Origin of the sequence: Streptomyces sp. NPDC058052 (genome assembly GCF_042885515.1) — a bacterium.
Taxonomy (GTDB): Bacteria; Actinomycetota; Actinomycetes; order Streptomycetales; family Streptomycetaceae; genus Streptomyces.
Genome location: NZ_JBHVRX010000016.1, coordinates 146,593 through 164,917 on the forward strand (window position 1 = coordinate 146,593; position 18,325 = coordinate 164,917).

Consider the following 18,325-nt stretch of genomic DNA (forward strand, 5'->3'; position numbering starts at 1 on the left):
ACGGATCTGACGGCGGGATACGGACCGGTGCACGCGCTGCGGCGCGTGTCGCTGACCGTGCCCGCGGGCGCCGTCGTCACCGTCCTGGGCGGCAACGGCGCCGGCAAGTCCACACTGCTGCGGGCGGTCTCGCGCACACTGCGCTTCCACGGCGGGGCGGTGGTCTCCGGCACGGTGACCGCGGCCGGCCGGCCGCTCGACGGGCTGACGCCCGACCGGGTCGTGGCGGCCGGCGTCTGCCAGGTCCCGGAGGGACGGCAGGTCTTCGCCCGGATGTCCGTCGAGGACAACCTGCGGGCCGGCGGGCTCGCCCGGCGCGGCGACCGCGCCGCGAAGGCGACCGCGCTGCGCCGGGTCCACGAACTGTTCCCCGTCCTCGCGGAGCGGTCCCGGCAGCCCGCCGGGCTGCTCTCCGGCGGCGAGCAGCAGATGCTCGCCGTGGGCCGGGCCCTGATGGCCGCCCCGGAGCTGCTGCTCCTGGACGAGCCGTCGCTCGGGCTCGCCCCGCTGATGGCGGCCCGGATCGCGGACGCGGTCCGGGAGATCAACGCCCAGGGCACGGCGGTGCTGCTCGTCGAGCAGAACGCGGCGCTCGCGCTGAGGCTCGCCTCCCACGCGTACGTCCTGGAGGTCGGCGAGGTCACCCTCTCCGGACCGGCGGAGGAACTCGCCGCCTCGGACGAGGTCCGCCGCCGCTACCTGGGGGTCGTGGACGCCGAGGCGGCCGAGGACGCCGCCCGGGCCAAGGCCACCCACCCCGTCCTGTCCCGCTGGGACGAAGAGGCCCGGGGCCCCGCCCGCGGCCTGCGCCGCAAGGAGAACCGATGAGCACCGCCCCACCGCCGGACGGCACCCCGGACGATCCGGAGGTCCCCGCCCCGCGCACCCCGGCAGACCCCCCGGCCCCCGCCGGCGCCTCGCCGCGGGCCGACGTCCCCGCCCTCACCGTCACCGGCCTCACCGTCCGGTTCGCCGGGCTGACCGCCCTCGACGGTGTCGGCTTCACCGTGCGCCCCGGGACCGTGCACGCCCTCATCGGGCCCAACGGCGCCGGGAAGTCCACCTGTTTCAACGTGCTCTCCGGGGTGTACCGGGCCACCTCCGGCTCCGTACGGCTCGGCGCGCACGAGCTGACCGCGCTGCCGCCGCACCGGATCGCCGACCTCGGCGTCGGCCGGATCTTCCAGAACCTGGCCCTGCCGCCGCGCGCCACCGTCGAGGACAGCCTGATGCTCGGCCGCCACCGGCTCACCCGCACCGGCTTCCTCGCCGCCGGGCTCCGGCTGCCGTCCGCCGCCCGCGAGGAGGCCCGGCACCGGGCCCGCGTCCGGGAGATCGCGGACTTCGTGGGCCTCGGCGACCAGCTCGCGAAGCCCGCGGGCTCGCTCCCGTACGGACAGCAGAAGCTCGCCGAGCTGGCGCGCGCCCTCTGCATGGAGCCCACCCTGCTCCTCCTCGACGAACCGGTCGCCGGCATGACCGCCGACGAACGGCGCCGCACCGCGGCCGTCATCGCCGGCGTCCGCGACGGCCTCGGCATCTCCGTCCTCCTCGTCGAGCACGACATGGGCCTGGTCATGCGGCTCGCCGACTCCGTCACCGTCCTCGAATTCGGCCGCCGCATCGCCGACGGCAGCCCCGCCGACGTGCAGAACGACCCGGCGGTCGTCCGCGCCTACCTCGGAGAGGAGACCGCCGCGTGAGCACCTTCGCCGAGTTCCTCATCAACGGGCTCTCCCTGGGCTCCGTCTACGCCCTCATCGCCCTCGGCTTCGTCGTCATCTTCCGCGCCACCGAGGTGGTCAACTTCGCCCACGCCTCGCTGCTCCTGGCCGGCGGCTACCTCGTCGCCGTCCTCCACGAACCGCTCGGCTTCTGGCCCGCGCTGGCCGCCGGGGTCGCCGGCGCGGCCGTCGTCGGCGCCGCGGTCGAGTTCCTCGTGATGCGCCGCCACCGGGGCGCCGACCACAGCGTCCTCGCCATCGTCACCATCGGCGTCGACATCCTGCTCGCCACCGAGCTGACCCGGCGCATCGGCACCGACATCCTCGCCCTCGGCGACCCGTGGGGCGACGCCGTCGTCACCCTCGGCCCGGTGACGATCGCGGAGACCCGGATCGCCGCCCTGCTCGCCGCCGCGCTCCTCATCACCGCCTTCCTCCTCGCCTTCCGGCACACCTCCTGGGGCGTGGCCATGCGGGCCGCCGCCGAGAACCAGGAGACCGCCGCCCTGATGGGCGTCCGGCTCGGCCGGGTCTCCCTCGGGGCGTGGGCGGTGGCCGGCGCGCTGGCCGCCGTCGCCGCGCTCTTCCTCACCGTCTTCCCCACCCCCGGACTGGAGCGCGGCACCTCGCTCGCCGCCCTGAAGGCGTTCCCGGCCGCGATCCTCGGCGGCCTCGACTCCACCACCGGCGCGCTCGCCGGCGGACTGATCGTCGGCGTCGTCGAGTCCCTCGCCACCGGCTACCAGTCCGACCTGGCCTTCCTCGGCCGCGGCATCGGCGACCTCGCCCCGTACCTGGTGATGGTCGTGGTGCTGCTGATCCGTCCGGCCGGCCTCTTCGGCACGAAGGAGCTCGCCCGTGTCTGAGCGCACCGGGATCCCCGCGAAGGCGTACGGCCTCGCCGCCGCCGCCCTCGTCCTGCTCGCCCTCCCCTTCTACCTGGAGCGGTTCTGGCTCCAGGCCGGGCTCTTCGCGATGGCCGCCGCCATCGGCGCCATCGGCATCAACCTGCTCACCGGCGCCACCGGCCAGCTCTCCATGGGCCACGCCTTCTTCCTCGCCGTCGGCGCCTACGGCTACTGCGCCCTCGCCGGCGACGGCACCGACGGCCTCTCCGGCCTCGGCCTGCCGGGCTGGCTCGCCGCCGTCCTCGCCGTCTGCCTCGCGGGCCTCGCCGGCGGGGTGTTCAGCCCCATCGCCGGCCGGCTGCACGGCGCGTACCTCGGCATCGCCACCCTCGCGCTGATCTTCATCGGCCAGCACGTCCTCTTCAACGCCCACGACCTCACCGGCGGCTACAACGGCCGGGCCGTCCCCCCGCTGAACCTCTTCGGCCTCACCTTCGACGACACCGAACTCCTCGTCGCCCAGGTGCCGTTCGGGGCCGTCGAGAAGCTCTGGTACCTGGGCCTGGCGCTGCTCCTCGCCGGGGTGCTGTTCGCCCGCGGGGTGCTCAGGGGCCGCCCCGGGCGCGCCATGAACGCCATCCGCGACCACCGGATCGCGGCCGGCGTCATGGGCATCCCGGTCGCCCGCCACCGGGCCGCCGTCTTCGTCCTCTCCTCCATGTACGCGGGCCTCGCCGGCGTCCTGCTCGCCCTGGTCTTCCAGCGGACCGTGCCCGAGTACTTCGGCATGGCGCTCTCCCTGGAGTACCTGGCGATGATCGTCATCGGCGGGCTCGGCTCCGTCGCCGGAGCCGTCGCGGGCGGGATCTTCGTCGCCCTGCTCCCGCAGGTCCTCAACCGGTACGCCGAAGCCCTGCCGCTGGTCTCCGCCCCCGGCACCGGCGGCATCGCGCCCGGCGAGGCGGCCCGCTACCTCTACGGCGCCGCCGTCGTCGGCGTCGTCCTCTTCCTGCCCGGCGGCCTCGCGAGGCTCGTCGCGCGCACCCCGATCCACCGACCCTCAGGGGAGACACGATGAAGCACAGACGACAGGCGGCCGTGCGGGGCCTCGCCGCGGCGCTCGCGACGCTGGTCGCGCTCACCGCCACCGGATGCAGCTCCAAGGCGAAGACGGGCGACGGCAAGGCGACCGGCGCGGGCGGGGTGAAGATGGGCGAGGGCGTCACCGACACCACCATCGCGCTCGGCGCGCTCACCGACATGACCGGCGTGTACGCCACCCTCGGCAAGAGCGTCACCCAGGCCCAGCAGCTGTGGGTGAAGCAGACCAACGCCGCCGGCGGCATCTGCGGACGCACGCTGGAGCTGACCGTCCGCGACCACGGCTACGACCCGCAGAAGGCGCTCGCCGCCTACACCGAGCTGGAGCCGAAGGTCGTCGGCTACGCCCAGTTCATCGGCTCCCCGTTCGTCGCCGCCGTCAAGCAGCGCGTCGACGGCCAGGACAAGGGCCTGGTCATGCCCCAGGCGTGGTCGGCCTCGCTCCTCGGCTCCCCGTACATCCGTGTCCTCGGGGCCACCTACGACGTGGAGACGATCAACGCGGTCGACTTCCTCGTCACCGAGAAGGGCCTCGGGAAGGGCGACAAGCTCGGCCACGTCTACTTCGAGGGCGACTACGGCGAGAACGCGCTCAAGGGCTCGAAGTACGCCGCCGAGAAGGCCGGCCTCACCATCGTCGAGCAGAAGATCAAGCCCACCGACAACGACATGTCCGCGCAGGTCGCGGCCCTCAAGCAGGCCGGGGTGAAGGCGGTCCTCGTCAGCGCCGGCCCCCGCCAGGCCGCCTCCCTGGTCGGCGTCGCCGCCGCGACCGGCCTGCGCGTCCCCGTCGTCGGCAACAACTCGGCCTTCGCCCCGCAGCTCCTCGGCACGCAGGCCGGCCCGGCCCTGGAGAAGATGTACTGGTTCGCCTCCCCGAGCCTCCCCATCGGCGCCGACACCCCGGTCGCCAAGAAGCTCGCCGCCGACTACGCGGCCGCGTACCCGGACGACGGCCTCGACAACGGCGTCGTCGCCGGCTGGACCGCCGCGACCGCCTTCGGCGAGATCCTCAGGAAGGCGTGCGAGAAGGAGGACCTCACGCGGGAGGGCGTCGCCAAGGCGCTCCTCATCCTGAGCGCCCACGACCCCGGCTTCGGCATGACCCACGACTTCAGCGACCCGAAGTCCCCGTCGTCCCGCCAGTCCGTCATCCTCCAGCCCGACAAGAAGGTCCCGGGCGGCATGCGCACGGTCCGGCAGCCGTTCGTCTCCGAGGCCGCCAAGAGCTTCACGCCCTGACCGCGCGAGGCGTCCACGGCGCGACGCCCAGGGCGTGACGTCCACGGCGTGACGCCCTCGGCGCGACGGGTCCGCGGCGCGACGCCCACGGAAAGAGGACGGAATCCGTCCTCTTTCCGTGGGAGCGTGACGGCATGACCGTCCTCGACACCCGCGCCCTCAACCGCGCCGCCCTCGCCCGCCAGCACCTGCTCGACCGCACCGACGCCCCCGCCCACGCCGTCGTCGCCCACCTCTGCGGGATGCAGGCGCAGGAGCCGCAGGAGCCGTTCACCGGCCTCTGGTCGCGGGTGCGGGACTTCCGGCCCGGCGCCCTGGACGCCCTCCTGACCGGACGCGAGGTCGTCCGCACCCATCTCATGCGCCGCACCGTCCACCTCGTCACCGCCGACGACGCCCTGGCCTGGCGCGCCCGCCACGGCACCATGCTCCAGGGACGCGTCCTCACCACCTACAAGGCCGAGCTCGCCGGCGTCGACCCGGACGAGCTGGCCGCCGCCGGCCGCGCCGTGATGGCCGACGGCACCCCCCGCACCATGGCCGAGCTCGTCGAGGCGGTCGCCGACCGGTGGCCGGCCCCGCCCCGCCGGGCCCTCGGCGAACTGCTCGTCGCCGGCGTGATCCCGATGGTCCAGCTGCCCCCGCGCGGCCTGTGGGGCGCCCGGGCAGGCGTCCGCAACCAGACCCTCGCGGCCTGGCTGGGCCGCGAGGTCCCGCCGCTCCCCGAGGACGGCACCGACCCGGTCGGCCAGGCCCTGGTCCGCCGCTACCTCGCCGCCCACGGCCCCGCCTCCTCCGGGGACCTCCGCGCCTGGTGCGGCCTCACCGGACTGCCCGCCGCCGTGAAGGCCGTACGGGACGAGCTCGTCGCCTTCCGCGACGAGCGGGGCCGCGAGCTCCTCGACCTGCCGGACGCGCCCCGCCCGGATCCGGACACCCCCGCCCCCGTCCGGTTCCTGCCCGCCTTCGACAACGCGATCCTCGGCTACCAGGACCGCGGCCGGATCATCGACGACGCCCACCGCGGGCTCTCCGTCGCCGGCGAGCGCGTCCTGCTGGTGGACGGCCGGGTCTCCGCCACCTGGACCCTGGACGAGGGCGTCCTCGCCGTCGCCCCGCTCCGCCCCCTCTCCCGGGCGGAGCGCGCCGCTGTCACCGAGGAGGGCGGCGCGCTGGCCGCCTTCCTGACCGACGGGGCGAGCGACGGCGTCCGGGTGGCAGCGGCCTGAGCCAGGCTCTCCCGCCGTTTTTCACCTGCCGGAAACCTCCCGGTGTGATGCTCGGATCATGAACGTGCTCATCGAGGAGAACGCCGCGCACCCCCGGCTGCCCGCCCTGCTGACCGCCTACCACCTGGCCACCGAGGCCGAGAAGGGCGCCGCGGTGACCGGCCCCGCCGATCTCCCGGCCGCCCGCCGCGCCGAGGCCGACGACCCGGTCACCGCCTTCGCCGCCGACACCGTGCTGCTCGCCACCGCGCCGGAGACGGGGGAGGCCGTCGGCTGCCTCGTCCTGAAGGCCGGGGCGGTGCCCGAGGTCAAGCGGGTCTGGGTCGAGCCGGAGGCCCGGGGCCGGGGGCTCGCCGGCGCCCTGATGGGCGAGGCGCTGCGCCGGGCCGCCGCGGCCGGGGCGGAGTCCGTCCGGCTCACCGTCTGGGAGTGGCGGCAGGGCCCGCTCGCCCTCTACCGCAAGCTCGGCTTCGAGCCGGCCGCCCCCTGGGACGACCGTCCCGGCCTGCTCTGCCTGCGGAAGCGGCTCGCTCCCGGCGACCGCATCGAGCGCCTGACCCCCGCCGCCGTCCGCGCCCACGCCGGAGGCGGCCTCGCCGCGCTCCTCGTGGACGCCGTCGACGGCGGCGCCTCCGTCGGCTTCCTGGCGCCCCTGGAGCGGGCCGAGGCGGCCGCCTGGTGGGCCGGGGCCGCCGGCGGCCGGGACGTGTGGGCGGCCTTCGGCCCGGACGGCGCCGTCACGGGGGCCGTCACCCTCCTCCGTACCGACACCGCCAACGGCCGCCACCGCGGCGAGATAGCCCGGCTGCTCGTCCACCGCTCGGCCCGCGGCCGGGGCCTGGGCCGCCGCCTCCTGGCCGCCGCCGAGGCCCACGCGGCCGCCACCGGCCTCACGCTCCTCGTCCTGGACACCCAGACCGACAGCCCCGCCGAACGCCTCTACCGGGGCGCGGGCTGGACCGCGGCCGGCACCGTCCCGGAGTACGCCGCCGACCCGGCCGGCGTCCTGCGGGCGACCACGCTCTACTACAAGCGCCTGGCATGACGAAGGGCCCGGAAGCGAGTCGCTTCCGGGCCCTTCACCCGTTTCCGTACGGCCGGGGTCAGCGCAGCTGCGCCGCCTCCGCCTGCCGCGCCTCCCGGCTCTCACGCCGGTTGCCGCGGAAGGTGTTGACGCGGCGGGCCGTCGCGAAGAGGGGGATCACGGCGCCCAGCACGACCTGGAGGGCGCAGCCGGCCTGGAGCAGGAACTGCCCGCCCGGGGCGTCGAAGGCCCAGGCGGCCAGCATGGCCATCGCTCCGACGATCCAGCTGAGCATGGCCGCCGCGAGGACACCCCGCGGCTTGGGGTACTCGACCCGGCTCACCATCAGCCACGCCGTGCCGATGATCGCCAGCAGCGTCGGGATGAACGGCAGCTCGAGCAGGATGATCGAGACCACCGTCAGCGCGCCGAAGGGGCTCGGCATGCCCTGGAACATGCCGTCCTTCATCGTCACGCAGGAGAACCGCGCGAGGCGCAGCACCACCGCGAGCAGCACCACGATCGCGGCGACCGCCGAGACCTTCTGCTGCGCGTCGTCCGCGACCATGCCGTAGACGAGCACGAAGTACGCCGGCGCCAGACCGAAGCTGATCAGGTCCGACAGGTTGTCGAGCTCGGCGCCCATCGGCGAGCTGCGGAGCTTGCGCGCCACGATGCCGTCGAAGAGGTCGAAGATCGCCGCGCAGAGCATCAGTATCACCGCGGTGGCGGCGCTGTTGCGTGCCATCCCCGTCTCGGCGCTGCCGGTGAGGTGCGGGATCAGGATGCCCGTGGTGGTGAAGTACACCGCCATGAAGCCACACGTGGCGTTACCGAGCGTGAGGGCGTCCGCTATGGACAGCCTCAGCGACAGCGGCATCTCCTCCGCCTCCTCGGCCCGCTCCGACGCGTCGTCGGCGGCCCAGTCGGCGGCTCGTGTGTCGGGATCAATCACGGTCAATGCGAGTCACCCCCGCGGTTGTGACCTGCCCCACCTCGACGTCGACCTCGACACCCTCCGGAAGGTAGATGTCGACCCGCGAGCCGAAGCGGATCAGGCCGATCCGGTCCCCCTGCTCGACCTTCGTCCCCTGCGGGATGTAGGGCACGATGCGCCGCGCCACGGCACCCGCGATCTGGACCATCTCGATGTCACCGAGCTCGGTGTCGAAGTGCCAGACGACGCGCTCGTTGTTCTCGGACTCCTTGTTGAAGGCCGGGACGAAGCCGCCGGGCACGTGCTCCACCGAGGTCACCGTGCCGGCCAGCGGCGCACGGTTGACGTGCACGTTGAGCGGGCTCATGAAGATGGCGACCCGGGTGCGCCCGTCCTTCCAGGGCATGATGCTCTGCACCACGCCGTCGGCGGGGGAGATGACCCGGCCGCGCGCGATCTCGCGCTCGGGGTCGCGGAAGAACCACAGCATGCCGGCCGCGAGCGCGGTGGCCGGCACGGCGATGGCCCGGGCGCGCTTCGAGCGGCCGGAGCGCGCGAGGCTGAGCGCCGCCGTGGCGACGGTCGGCAGAAGCCACGGCGATGCTCCGCGTGCGATGCGTGCGCCCTTGAGGCTGTCGCGGTGTGCAGAGTTTGGGCTGTGGGGCATGGATGACCTTCGTAGCGGATGATGCCGCGCTGGCAACGGGGGACGGCGGCTTTCCGGCGATGCTATCGGTTGCGGGGCGCAACTGGGCAAGCCAGGAACCGAGTCGACGGCCGGAAGACGAACACGGGGTGTGATCTTCTTCGCGGCCGAATCGACTCAAAACCGACAATCATCCCTGGAGGCGGTACTCCTCCAGGAGTCGGCGGCCAATGATCATTTTCTGGATCTCGGCGGTACCTTCACCGATGAGCAGCATCGGCGCCTCGCGGTAGAGGCGCTCGATCTCGTACTCCTTCGAGAATCCATAGCCGCCGTGAATGCGGAAGGCATCCTCCACGACCTCCTTGCAGTATTCGGAGGCGAGGTACTTCGCCATCCCTGCTTCGAGGTCGTTTCGTTCCCCGGAGTCCTTTTTGCGTGCTGCGTTCACCATCATGGCATGGGCGGCCTCGACCTTGGTAGCCATTTCGGCCAGCTTGAACTGGATCGCCTGGTGCTGGGCGATCGGCTTTCCGAAAGTGTGACGCTGCTGGGCATACTGGACACCGAGCTCAAAAGCACGCTGAGCGACGCCGCAACCACGGGCCGCCACGTTCACGCGGCCGACCTCGACGCCGTCCATCATTTGGTAAAACCCTCGCCCGGTGACCCCGCCGAGGACCCTATTGGCCGGAATGCGCAGGCCGTCCATGATGAGCTCGGTCGTGTCGACGCCCTTGTAGCCCATCTTGTCGATCTTGCCGGGGATGGTGAGGCCGGGGCGGACCTCACCGAAGCCGGGCTCCTTCTCGACGAGGAAGGTCGTCATCGACTTGTGGGGCGCGGTGCCCTCCGGGTGGCCTTCGTCACTTCGGACGAGGACGGCGACCAGCGTTGACGTACCGCCGTTGGTCAGCCACATCTTCTGGCCGTTGAGGACGTACTCGTCGCCGTCCTTCACCGCCTTCGAGGTGATGGCCGACACGTCCGAGCCGAGGCCCGGCTCCGACATCGAGAAGGCGCCGCGCGTCTCGCCGGCCGCCATCCGCGGAAGGAAGTACTCCTTCTGCTCCTGCGTGCCGTGCTGCTTCAGCATGTACGCGACGATGAAGTGGGTGTTGATGATGCCGGAGACCGACATCCAGCCGCGGGCGATCTCCTCCACGCACAGCGCGTAGGTGAGCAGCGACTCACCCAGGCCCCCGTACTCCTCGGGGATCATCAGACCGAAGACGCCGAGCTCCTTGAGCCCGTCGACGATCTGCTGGGGGTACTCGTCGCGGTGCTCCAGCTCGGTCGCGACAGGGATGATCTCCTTGTCGACGAATTCCCGCACGGTGGCGAGGATCTCCTGCTGGACATCGGTCAGACCGTGGGTCTGGGCGAGTCGCGCCATGACTACTTCTCCGACTTCTTGGAAGGCTCGATGAGCTCGGGGCGGCCGGGCTGCTCGCCGCCGCGGGCGTCGATGTACTCGGCGGTCGGGACCATCACCTTGCGGCGGAAGACGCAGACGAGGGTGCCGTCCTGCTTGTAGCCCTTGGTCTCGACGTACACGATCCCGCGGTCGGTCTTCGACCTCGACGGGGTCTTGTCGAGGACGGTCGTCTCGCCGTAGATCGTGTCGCCGTGGAAGGTCGGCGCCACGTGGCGCAGCGACTCGATCTCCAGGTTGGCGATGGCCTTGCCGGAGACGTCCGGGACGGACATGCCGAGCAGCAGGGAGTAGATGTAGTTGCCGACCACCACGTTCCGCTTGAAGTCGGTCGTGTTCTCCGCGAAGTTCACGTCCATGTGGAGCGGGTGGTGGTTCATGGTGAGCAGACAGAAGAGGTGGTCGTCGTACTCGGTGACCGTCTTCCCGGGCCAGTGCTTGTAGACCGCCCCGACCTCGAACTCCTCATAGGTGCGTCCGAACTGCATGGCCCTACGCCTCCGGGATCTCGAACGTGCTGGTGCGCCGCATGCCGGCGGCGCGGCCCTTGCCGGAGATGACCAGGGCCATCTTGCGGGACGCCTCGTCGATCATCTCGTCGCCGAGCATCGCGGAGCCCTTCTTCCCGCCGGCCTCGGAGGTGTAGTAGTCGTACGCGTCGAGGATCAGCTCGGCGTGGTCGTAGTCCTCCTGCGACGGGGAGAAGATCTCGTTCGCGGCGGCGACCTGGTCCGGGTGGAGCACCCACTTGCCGTCGAAGCCGAGGGCCGCGGCGCGCCGCGCGACCGCCTTGTAGCCCTCCTGGTTGCGGATCTGCAGGTAGGGGCCGTCGATCGCCTGGAGGTTGTTGGCGCGGGCCGCCATCAGGATGCTCATCAGGATGTGGTGGTACGCGTCCGCCGGGTAGCCGGGCGGCTGCTCGCCGACGACCAGGGACTTCATGTTGATGGAGGCCATGAAGTCGGCCGGGCCGAAGATGATCGTCTCGACGCGCTGCGACGCCTGCGCGATGGCGTTGACGTTGGTCAGGCCCTGGGCGTTCTCGATCTGCGCCTCGATGCCGATCTTGCCGACCTCGAAGCCCATGGTCTTCTCGATCTGCGTGAGCAGCAGGTCGAGGGCGACGATCTGCTGGGCGTCCTGGACCTTCGGCAGCATGATGCAGTCGAGGTTCTGGCCGGCGCCCTCGACGACGGTGACGACGTCGCGGTAGGTCCAGTGGGTGGTCCAGTCGTTGACGCGGACCACGCGGGTCTTGCCGGTCCAGTCGCCCTCGTTCAGGAACTTCACGATGGTGTGGCGGGCCTCGGGCTTGGCCAGCGGGGCGCAGGCGTCCTCCAGGTCGAGGAAGACCTGGTCGGCGGCGAGGCCCTGGGCCTTCTCCAGGAAGCGCGGGTTGGAGCCGGGCACCGCGAGACATGAGCGGCGGGGGCGCAGCCGGTTCACAGGGGAAGCGGTGCTGGTCATGCGGGGACCTCCGTGCTTGCAGTGACGTCTAGGGGGTGGAGCTTGTTCGCTCTCCGGATCTCGTCGACGATACGGCCGATGATCTCGGTGATGCCGAAGTCCTTCGGTGTGAAGACCGCGGCGACGCCCGCCCGGCGCAGTTCCTCGCCGTCGGCGTTCGGGATGATCCCGCCGACCACGACCGGGATGTCGGTGGCGCCGGCGTCCCTGAGCCGGTCCAGGACGTCCGGGACGAGCTGGGCGTGCGAGCCGGAGAGGATCGACAGACCGACGGCGTGCACATCCTCCTCCAGGGCGGCGTCCACGATCTGCTCCGGGGTGAGCCGGATGCCCTGGTAGACCACCTCGAACCCGGCGTCGCGGGCCCGGACGGCGATCTGCTCGGCGCCGTTGGAGTGCCCGTCGAGGCCCGGCTTGCCGACCAGGAAGCGGAGCTTGCCGATGCCCAGGTCCTCGGCGGTGCGGTCGACCTTGCGGCGGACCTCGGCCAGCGGGGAGCCGGACTCGGCCGGCACGGCGACCGGGGCGGAGGAGACGCCGGTGGGGGCGCGGTACTCGCCGAAGACCTCGCGCAGCGCCCCGGCCCACTCGCCGGTGGTGACGCCGGCCCGGGCGCACTCCAGGGTGGCGTCCATGAGGTTCTCGGTGCCGCGCGCGGCGGCCTTGAGCTGCTCCAGGGCCTGCTGGGTGGTGGGGAAGACGAACGGGTCGCCGCCGCCCTGGCGGTCCGTGGACTCCTGGCGCTCGGCGCGCCAGCGGGCCACGGCGCCGACGACACGGGCCTCGACGGCCGGGTCGACGGTCTGGATCGCGGTGTCGAGGTCTGCGGTGAGCGGGTTGGGCTCGGTCGTCTCGAAGACGTTGACGCCGATGATCTTGTCCTCGCCGGACTCGATCCGGGCGCGCCGCTCGGCGTGCGAGGAGACGAGCTGGGCCTTGAGGTAGCCGGACTCGACGGCGGCCATCGCGCCGCCCATCTCCTGGATCCGGTCGATCTCGGCCAGGCACTCGGTGACGAGGGCGTCGACCTTGGCCTCGACGACGTGGGAGCCGGCGAAGATGTCCTCGTACTCCAGCAGGTCGGACTCGTGGGCGAGGACCTGCTGGATGCGGAGCGACCACTGCTGGTCCCAGGGCCGGGGGAGGCCCAGGGCCTCGTTCCAGGCCGGGAGCTGGACGGCGCGGGCGCGGGCGTCCTTGGAGAGGGTGACGGCCAGCATCTCCAGGACGATCCGCTGGACGTTGTTCTCCGGCTGGGCCTCGGTGAGGCCGAGCGAGTTGACCTGGACGCCGTAGCGGAAGCGCCGCTGCTTGGCGTCCTCGATCCCGTACCGCTCGCGGGTGATCGTGTCCCAGATGCGGCCGAAGGCGCGCATCTTGCACATCTCCTCGATGAAGCGGACGCCCGCGTTCACGAAGAAGGAGATGCGGGCGACGACCTCGCCGAACCGCTCCTCGGGGACCTGCCCCGAGGCGCGGACGGAGTCGAGGACCGCGATGGCGGTGGACATCGCGTACGAGATCTCCTGGACCGGAGTGGCCCCCGCCTCCTGCAGGTGGTAGCTGCAGATGTTGATCGGGTTCCACTTCGGGATGTTGTTGACCGTGTACGCGATCATGTCCGTCGTGAGGCGGAGCGAGGGGCCGGGCGGGAAGACGTGCGTCCCGCGCGACAGGTACTCCTTCACGATGTCGTTCTGCGTGGTGCCCTGGAGCTTGGTGATGTCCGCACCCTGCTCCTCGGCAGCCACCTGGTAGAGCGCCAGGAGCCACATCGCCGTGGCGTTGATGGTCATCGAGGTGTTCATCTGCTCCAGGGGGATGTCCTGGAACAGCCGGCGCATGTCACCGAGGTGCGAGACGGGGACGCCGACCCGGCCGACCTCGCCGCGGGCGAGGATGTGGTCGGGGTCGTAGCCCGTCTGGGTCGGCAGGTCGAAGGCGACCGACAGACCGGTCTGCCCCTTGGCGAGGTTGCGCCGGTACAGCTCGTTGGACGCCTCGGCGGTCGAGTGACCGGCGTACGTCCGCATGAGCCACGGCCGGTCCTTCTGGCGCTCAGTCATCTTCGGGACCTCAGATGTTCCGGAAGCGGTTGATGGCGTCGATGTGCTGGGCCCGGAGCTCGGGGTTGCTGACGCCCAGGCCCTCCTCGGGCGCGAGCGCGAGGACGCCGACCTTGCCCTGGTGCAGGTTGCGGTGGACGTCGTAGGCGGCCTGGCCGGTCTCCTCCAGGGAGTAGACCTTGGAGAGGGTGGGGTGGATCTTGCCCTTGGCGATCAGGCGGTTGGCCTCCCACGCCTCGCGGTAGTTGGCGAAGTGCGAGCCGATGATCCGCTTCAGCGACATCCACAGGTAGCGGTTGTCGTACTGGTGCATGTAGCCCGAGGTGGAGGCGCAGGTGGTGATGGTGCCGCCCTTGCGGGTGACATAGACCGAGGCGCCGAAGGTCTCGCGGCCCGGGTGCTCGAAGACGATGTCGATGTCCTCGCCGCCGGTCAGCTCACGGATCTTGGAGCCGAAGCGCTTCCACTCGCGCGGGTCCTGGGTGTTCTCGTCCTTCCAGAACTTGTAGCCCTCGGCGTTGCGGTCGATGACCGCCTCGGCGCCCATGGACCGGCAGATGTCGGCCTTCTCCGGGGAGGAGACGACGCAGATCGGGTTGGCGCCGCCGGCCAGGGCGAACTGGGTGGCGTAGGAGCCGAGGCCGCCGCTGGCGCCCCAGATGAGGACGTTGTCGCCCTGCTTCATGCCGGCGCCGTTGCGGGAGACCAGCTGGCGGTAGGCGGTCGAGTTGACCAGGCCGGGCGCGGCGGCCTCCTCCCAGCTGAGGTGCTGCGGCTTCGGCATCAGCTGGTTGGACTTGACGAGCGCGATCTCGGCGAGGCCGCCGAAGTTGGTCTCGAAGCCCCAGATGCGCTGCTCGGGGTCGAGCATGGTGTCGTTGTGGCCGTCGGACGACTCCAGCTCGACCGACAGACAGTGCGCGACGACCTCGTCGCCCGGGGTCCAGGCGTTGACGCCGGGGCCGGTGCGCAGGACGACGCCGGCGAGGTCGGAGCCGATGACGTGGTACGGCAGGTCGTGGCGCTTGGTCAGCTCGGAGAGGCGCCCGTAGCGCTCCAGGAAGCCGAAGGTCGAGACGGGCTCGAAGATCGAGGTCCAGACCGAGTTGTAGTTGACGGAGCTGGCCATGACGGCGACGAGCGCCTCGCCCGGGCCGAGCTCGGGCAGTGCCACCTGGTCGAGGTGGAGCGACTTGCGGGGGTCCTTGTCGCGGCTCTCGACTCCGGCGAACATCTCGGCCTCGTCCTTGTGGACGGTGACGGCCCGGTACGACTCGGGGAGCTTGATGTTCGCGAAGTCGGCGGACGTGGCGTCCGGCGACTGGATCGCGTCCAGGATTTCCTTCACGGTGTGCCTCCGGCGGAGAGCGTCCGGGAGCGGACGCCTGAGGGATACGTCGGGGAGTGCTGCTGCTGTGGAGGTGTGCCGTCGGTTCGGCTCGGGTGGTGCTGTGGCGGCGCCGGTGTGGGGCGCGAGGGTGCCTGTGACGCAGGCGTCCGGGCGCACGGCCGTGGGGCTGTGGGGACAGCCGGAGCACGGGCTTTCTCTGTGCTCCGGCCACCCGGACAACATCAACGTATGGCACGCCGTGTCACGTGACAAGGCACTGCGTGCCAACAATTTCTCTCAGATGCGAAATGGTGCTCACGGATGAGCGATGATCGATCGAAATGGCCTGTGAGCAGGCAAAACGCGACGAGGGCCGCCCCCGGGAAACCGGGGGCGGCCCTCGTCCAGGACCTTCGAAGCTGGGGGAGAAGTGCGCCTCAGCCCTTCGTGAGTGCCTGCTGGATGGTCCGCATGACCTCGTCCAGCGGAGCGTCGGTACGGGCCACCGCGACCACCACGTCACCCGAGGTGGAGACCTGGGCCGGCGCCGCCGCGACAGGCTCCTGCGCGGGCTGCGGCTGCTGCGGGGAGGGGGCCGGCCGGCCCGCGCCTATGCCGGTGCCGAAGGTCTCCCGGACGATCGCGAAGGCGTGGTCGAGCTGGGTCTCCACGTCGCCCTGGCCGCCGGCCCGCAGCCAGCGGCGCAGCACGTGGTTGTGGGCGGTGACCACCGCCGAGGCCGCCACCTCGGCGAGCAGCGGGTCGTCGTTCCCGTCGTGGTGGTCCCGCTCGTCGAAGTGGCCGAGGAGGTAGCGGGTGAAGAGCCGCTCGTAGCGGGCCACCGAGGCGATCTCGCGCTCCCGCAGCGTCGGCACCTCACGGGTCAGCCGGTAACGGGCCACGGAGATCGCGGGGGAGCCCGCGTACATCTTCATGACCTCCTTGATGCCCCGGCACACGGTGTCGAGCGGGTGCTCGTGCGGCGGCGCCGCGTTCAGCACCGCCTCCGCCCGCACCAGCGTGTCGTCGTGGTCCGGGAAGATCGCCTCCTCCTTGGACCGGAAGTGGCGGAAGAAGGTCCGCCGGGCCACCCCGGCCGCCGCCGCGATCTCGTCGACCGTGGTGGCCTCGTACCCCTTCGTCGCGAAGAGCTCCATCGCGGCGGCCGCCAGCTCCCGCCGCATCTTCAGCCGCTGGGCGGCGGCACGGGTCCCCGCCGCGCTCTCCTGAGCGTCGGACGGAGAGGTGGCACGGGGTGTCTTCACGGCCTTGGGCATGACCCGAACGTACTGCATCCGTGCAGGAAGACGCGCCTGCGGGGGCGGGCCGCCGGAGGGCTCCAGCAGCCCGCCCCACCCCCGTCGAGGCTCGGTGGGCTCAGCGCCGGGCATATTCGCGGAAGCCGCGCCCCGTCTTGCGGCCGAGGCAGCCGGCCGCCACCAGGTGCTCCAGAAGCGGCGCCGGGGCCAGGCCCGGGTCGCGGAACTCGCGGTGCAGCACCTTCTCGATCGCCAGCGAGACGTCCAGACCGACCACGTCGAGCAGCTCGAACGGACCCATCGGGTAACCGCCGCCCAGCTTCATCGCGGTGTCGATGTCGTCCAGCGTCGCGTAGTGCTCCTGGACCATCTTGACCGCGTTGTTCAGGTACGGGAACAGCAGCGCGTTCACGATGAAGCCGGCCCGGTCGCCGCAGTCGACGCCGTGCTTGCGGATCTTCGCGGTGACCTCGCGGACGGTGGCGTGCACGTCGTCGGCGGTCAGGACCGTACGGACGATCTCGACCAGCTTCATCGCCGGCGCCGGGTTGAAGAAGTGCATGCCGATCACGTCCTGCGGACGCGAGGTGGCCCGGGCACAGGCCACGACCGGCAGCGAGGAGGTCGTGGTGGCGAGCACCGCGCCCGGCTTGCAGATCTTGTCCAGGCGGGCGAAGAGCTCCTGCTTGATCCCGAGGTCCTCGGCGACCGCCTCGACCGCCAGGTCCACCTCGGCGAAGGCGTCCAGCGAACCGGCCGGCGTGATCCGGGCCAGCGTCTCGTCGCGGGCCTCGCCGGTCAGCCGGCCCTTGTCCACCGAGCGGGCCAGCGACTTCGCGATGTACGCCTTGGCCGCGTCCGCCTTCTCCTGCGAGCGGGCGGCGAGGACGACGTCGTACCCGGCCTTGGCGAAGACCTCGGCGATGCCGGACGCCATCGTGCCCGAGCCGGCCACGCCCACCGAGCGGACCTCGCGGCCCGCGCCGGCGCCGCCCGAGGTCTCGGGGGTCAGCGCGTCGGCGACCTTCTCGGCCGAGCCCGGCGCCGCGTACGTGTAGAAGCCGCGGCCCGCCTTGCGGCCGGTCAGCCCGGCCTCGGAGAGCTGCTTCAGGATCGGCGCGGGGGCGTGCAGCCGGTCGTGGGACGCCTGGTACATCGCGTCGAGGACGGTCCGGGCGGTGTCGACGCCCACCAGGTCGAGCAGCTCCAGCGGACCCATCGGCAGGCCGCAGCCCAGCTTCATCGCCGCGTCGATGTCCTCGCGGGAGGCGTAGCGGGCCTCGTACATGGCCGCGGCCTGGTTCAGGTAGCCGAAGAGCAGCCCGTCCGCGATGAAGCCGGCCCGGTCGCCGACCGCCACCGGCTCCTTGCCGAGGTCCTGGGCCAGCCGGGTGACGGCGTCCACCGCCCGCGGGTCGGTCAGCACCGAGGAGACCACCTCGACCAGCTTCATGGCCTGGACCGGGGCGAAGAAGTGCAGGCCGAGGACGCGCTCCGGGTGCGCCGAGTCGGCGGCGAGCCGGGTCACCGAGAGGGCGTTGGTGCCGGTCGCGAGGATGGCGTCCGGGCGGACGACGGAGTCCAGCGCCCGGAACACCTCCTGCTTGGTCTCGTACTCCTCCGGGACGACCTCGATGACGAGGTCGGCCGCGGCGGCGGCCTGGAGGTCCGAGTAGACGCGGAAGCGCGCCAGCGCGTCCTGCCGCTCGTCCTCGGTGATGCGCTCACGGGCCACCGCGCGGGCGGTGGACGCCTCCAGGGCGGCGACGGCGCGGGCGCCGGCGGACTCGCTGACGTCGATGCCGACGACCTCACGGCCGGCCCGGACGAGGACGTCGGCGATGCCGGTGCCCATGGTGCCGAGACCGACGACGGCGATGGTGGAGAGAGGGGTGTCCATCAGGGGACTCCTGGGAGGAAGAGTGACGACTGAAGGCGGTACGCGCGGGAGAGAGAAGAGGGCGCGGAAATACCGGGAGCGCGGCCGGCCGCACGGAGGCGGCGCCGCGGTGTGCGG

At 71.9% G+C, this 18,325-nt stretch carries 16 protein-coding genes; 7 read left to right on the top strand and 9 right to left on the bottom strand.

Going from position 1 to position 18,325, the window contains the following annotated elements:
- Window positions 1-45 precede the first annotated feature (45 nt).
- The 7 genes from ACFVU3_RS22660 to ACFVU3_RS22690 all read left to right on the top strand — a co-directional run bounded on the left by ACFVU3_RS22660 (window position 46) and on the right by ACFVU3_RS22690 (window position 7,189).
- Window positions 46-828 carry an ABC transporter ATP-binding protein gene (locus ACFVU3_RS22660; protein WP_390068797.1) on the top strand — a complete coding sequence of 261 codons (783 nt, stop codon included), beginning with the start codon at window positions 46-48 and terminating at the stop codon, window positions 826-828.
- Window positions 825-1,703 carry an ABC transporter ATP-binding protein gene (locus ACFVU3_RS22665; RefSeq protein WP_390068732.1) on the top strand — a complete coding sequence of 293 codons (879 nt, stop codon included), beginning with the start codon at window positions 825-827 and terminating at the stop codon, window positions 1,701-1,703. The genes ACFVU3_RS22660 and ACFVU3_RS22665 overlap by 4 nt, the downstream gene beginning before the upstream one ends.
- A complete protein-coding gene (locus ACFVU3_RS22670) occupies window positions 1,700-2,590 on the top strand; it encodes a branched-chain amino acid ABC transporter permease (protein WP_390068733.1) in 891 nt (296 codons plus the stop codon). The genes ACFVU3_RS22665 and ACFVU3_RS22670 overlap by 4 nt, the downstream gene beginning before the upstream one ends.
- Entirely contained in the window at window positions 2,583-3,650 is a 1,068-nt protein-coding gene (locus ACFVU3_RS22675; protein ID WP_390068735.1) for a branched-chain amino acid ABC transporter permease, read from the top strand. Before ACFVU3_RS22670 ends, ACFVU3_RS22675 begins: the two co-directional genes overlap by 8 nt.
- Window positions 3,647-4,915: an ABC transporter substrate-binding protein gene (locus ACFVU3_RS22680; RefSeq protein ID WP_390068737.1), complete on the top strand. Its 1,269-nt coding sequence runs from the start codon at window positions 3,647-3,649 to the stop codon at window positions 4,913-4,915. The genes ACFVU3_RS22675 and ACFVU3_RS22680 overlap by 4 nt, the downstream gene beginning before the upstream one ends.
- A gap of 134 nt (window positions 4,916-5,049) precedes the next feature.
- Window positions 5,050-6,144, top strand: a complete 1,095-nt coding sequence (locus tag ACFVU3_RS22685; protein WP_390068739.1) for a winged helix DNA-binding domain-containing protein — start codon at window positions 5,050-5,052, stop codon at window positions 6,142-6,144.
- Between the two features lie 58 nt (window positions 6,145-6,202).
- Complete coding sequence (locus ACFVU3_RS22690; RefSeq protein ID WP_390068741.1) at window positions 6,203-7,189, top strand: GNAT family N-acetyltransferase; 987 nt, start codon at window positions 6,203-6,205, stop codon at window positions 7,187-7,189.
- 58 nt (window positions 7,190-7,247) lie between these two features.
- Here ACFVU3_RS22690 and pssA read toward each other — a convergent pair whose 3' ends face one another.
- The 9 genes from pssA to ACFVU3_RS22735 all read right to left on the bottom strand — a co-directional run bounded on the left by pssA (window position 7,248) and on the right by ACFVU3_RS22735 (window position 18,208).
- A complete protein-coding gene (pssA, locus tag ACFVU3_RS22695; protein WP_390068799.1) occupies window positions 7,248-8,123 on the bottom strand; it encodes a CDP-diacylglycerol--serine O-phosphatidyltransferase in 876 nt (291 codons plus the stop codon).
- Window positions 8,116-8,772: a phosphatidylserine decarboxylase gene (locus ACFVU3_RS22700; RefSeq protein WP_390068743.1), complete on the bottom strand. Its 657-nt coding sequence runs from the start codon at window positions 8,770-8,772 to the stop codon at window positions 8,116-8,118. The genes pssA and ACFVU3_RS22700 overlap by 8 nt, the downstream gene beginning before the upstream one ends.
- 169 nt (window positions 8,773-8,941) lie before the next feature.
- A complete protein-coding gene (locus ACFVU3_RS22705; RefSeq protein ID WP_390068745.1) occupies window positions 8,942-10,147 on the bottom strand; it encodes an acyl-CoA dehydrogenase family protein in 1,206 nt (401 codons plus the stop codon).
- 2 nt (window positions 10,148-10,149) lie between these two features.
- Window positions 10,150-10,674, bottom strand: a complete 525-nt coding sequence (locus tag ACFVU3_RS22710; RefSeq protein WP_390068746.1) for a MaoC family dehydratase — start codon at window positions 10,672-10,674, stop codon at window positions 10,150-10,152.
- 4 nt (window positions 10,675-10,678) lie between these two features.
- Window positions 10,679-11,653, bottom strand: coding sequence for an HpcH/HpaI aldolase/citrate lyase family protein (locus tag ACFVU3_RS22715; RefSeq protein WP_390068748.1), 975 nt, complete (start codon window positions 11,651-11,653; stop codon window positions 10,679-10,681).
- Complete coding sequence (locus ACFVU3_RS22720) at window positions 11,650-13,719, bottom strand: protein meaA (protein ID WP_390068750.1); 2,070 nt, start codon at window positions 13,717-13,719, stop codon at window positions 11,650-11,652. The genes ACFVU3_RS22715 and ACFVU3_RS22720 overlap by 4 nt, the downstream gene beginning before the upstream one ends.
- A 10-nt stretch (window positions 13,720-13,729) precedes the next feature.
- Window positions 13,730-15,067, bottom strand: coding sequence for a crotonyl-CoA carboxylase/reductase (ccrA, locus tag ACFVU3_RS22725; RefSeq protein ID WP_390068752.1), 1,338 nt, complete (start codon window positions 15,065-15,067; stop codon window positions 13,730-13,732).
- A 419-nt stretch (window positions 15,068-15,486) separates the two neighbouring features.
- The gene (locus ACFVU3_RS22730) at window positions 15,487-16,344 is read right to left on the bottom strand and encodes a TetR family transcriptional regulator (RefSeq protein WP_390068754.1); all 858 of its coding nucleotides are present in this window, start codon (window positions 16,342-16,344) and stop codon (window positions 15,487-15,489) included.
- 82 nt (window positions 16,345-16,426) lie between these two features.
- Window positions 16,427-18,208: a 3-hydroxyacyl-CoA dehydrogenase family protein gene (locus ACFVU3_RS22735; protein ID WP_390068756.1), complete on the bottom strand. Its 1,782-nt coding sequence runs from the start codon at window positions 18,206-18,208 to the stop codon at window positions 16,427-16,429.
- Window positions 18,209-18,325: the final 117 nt, after the last annotated feature.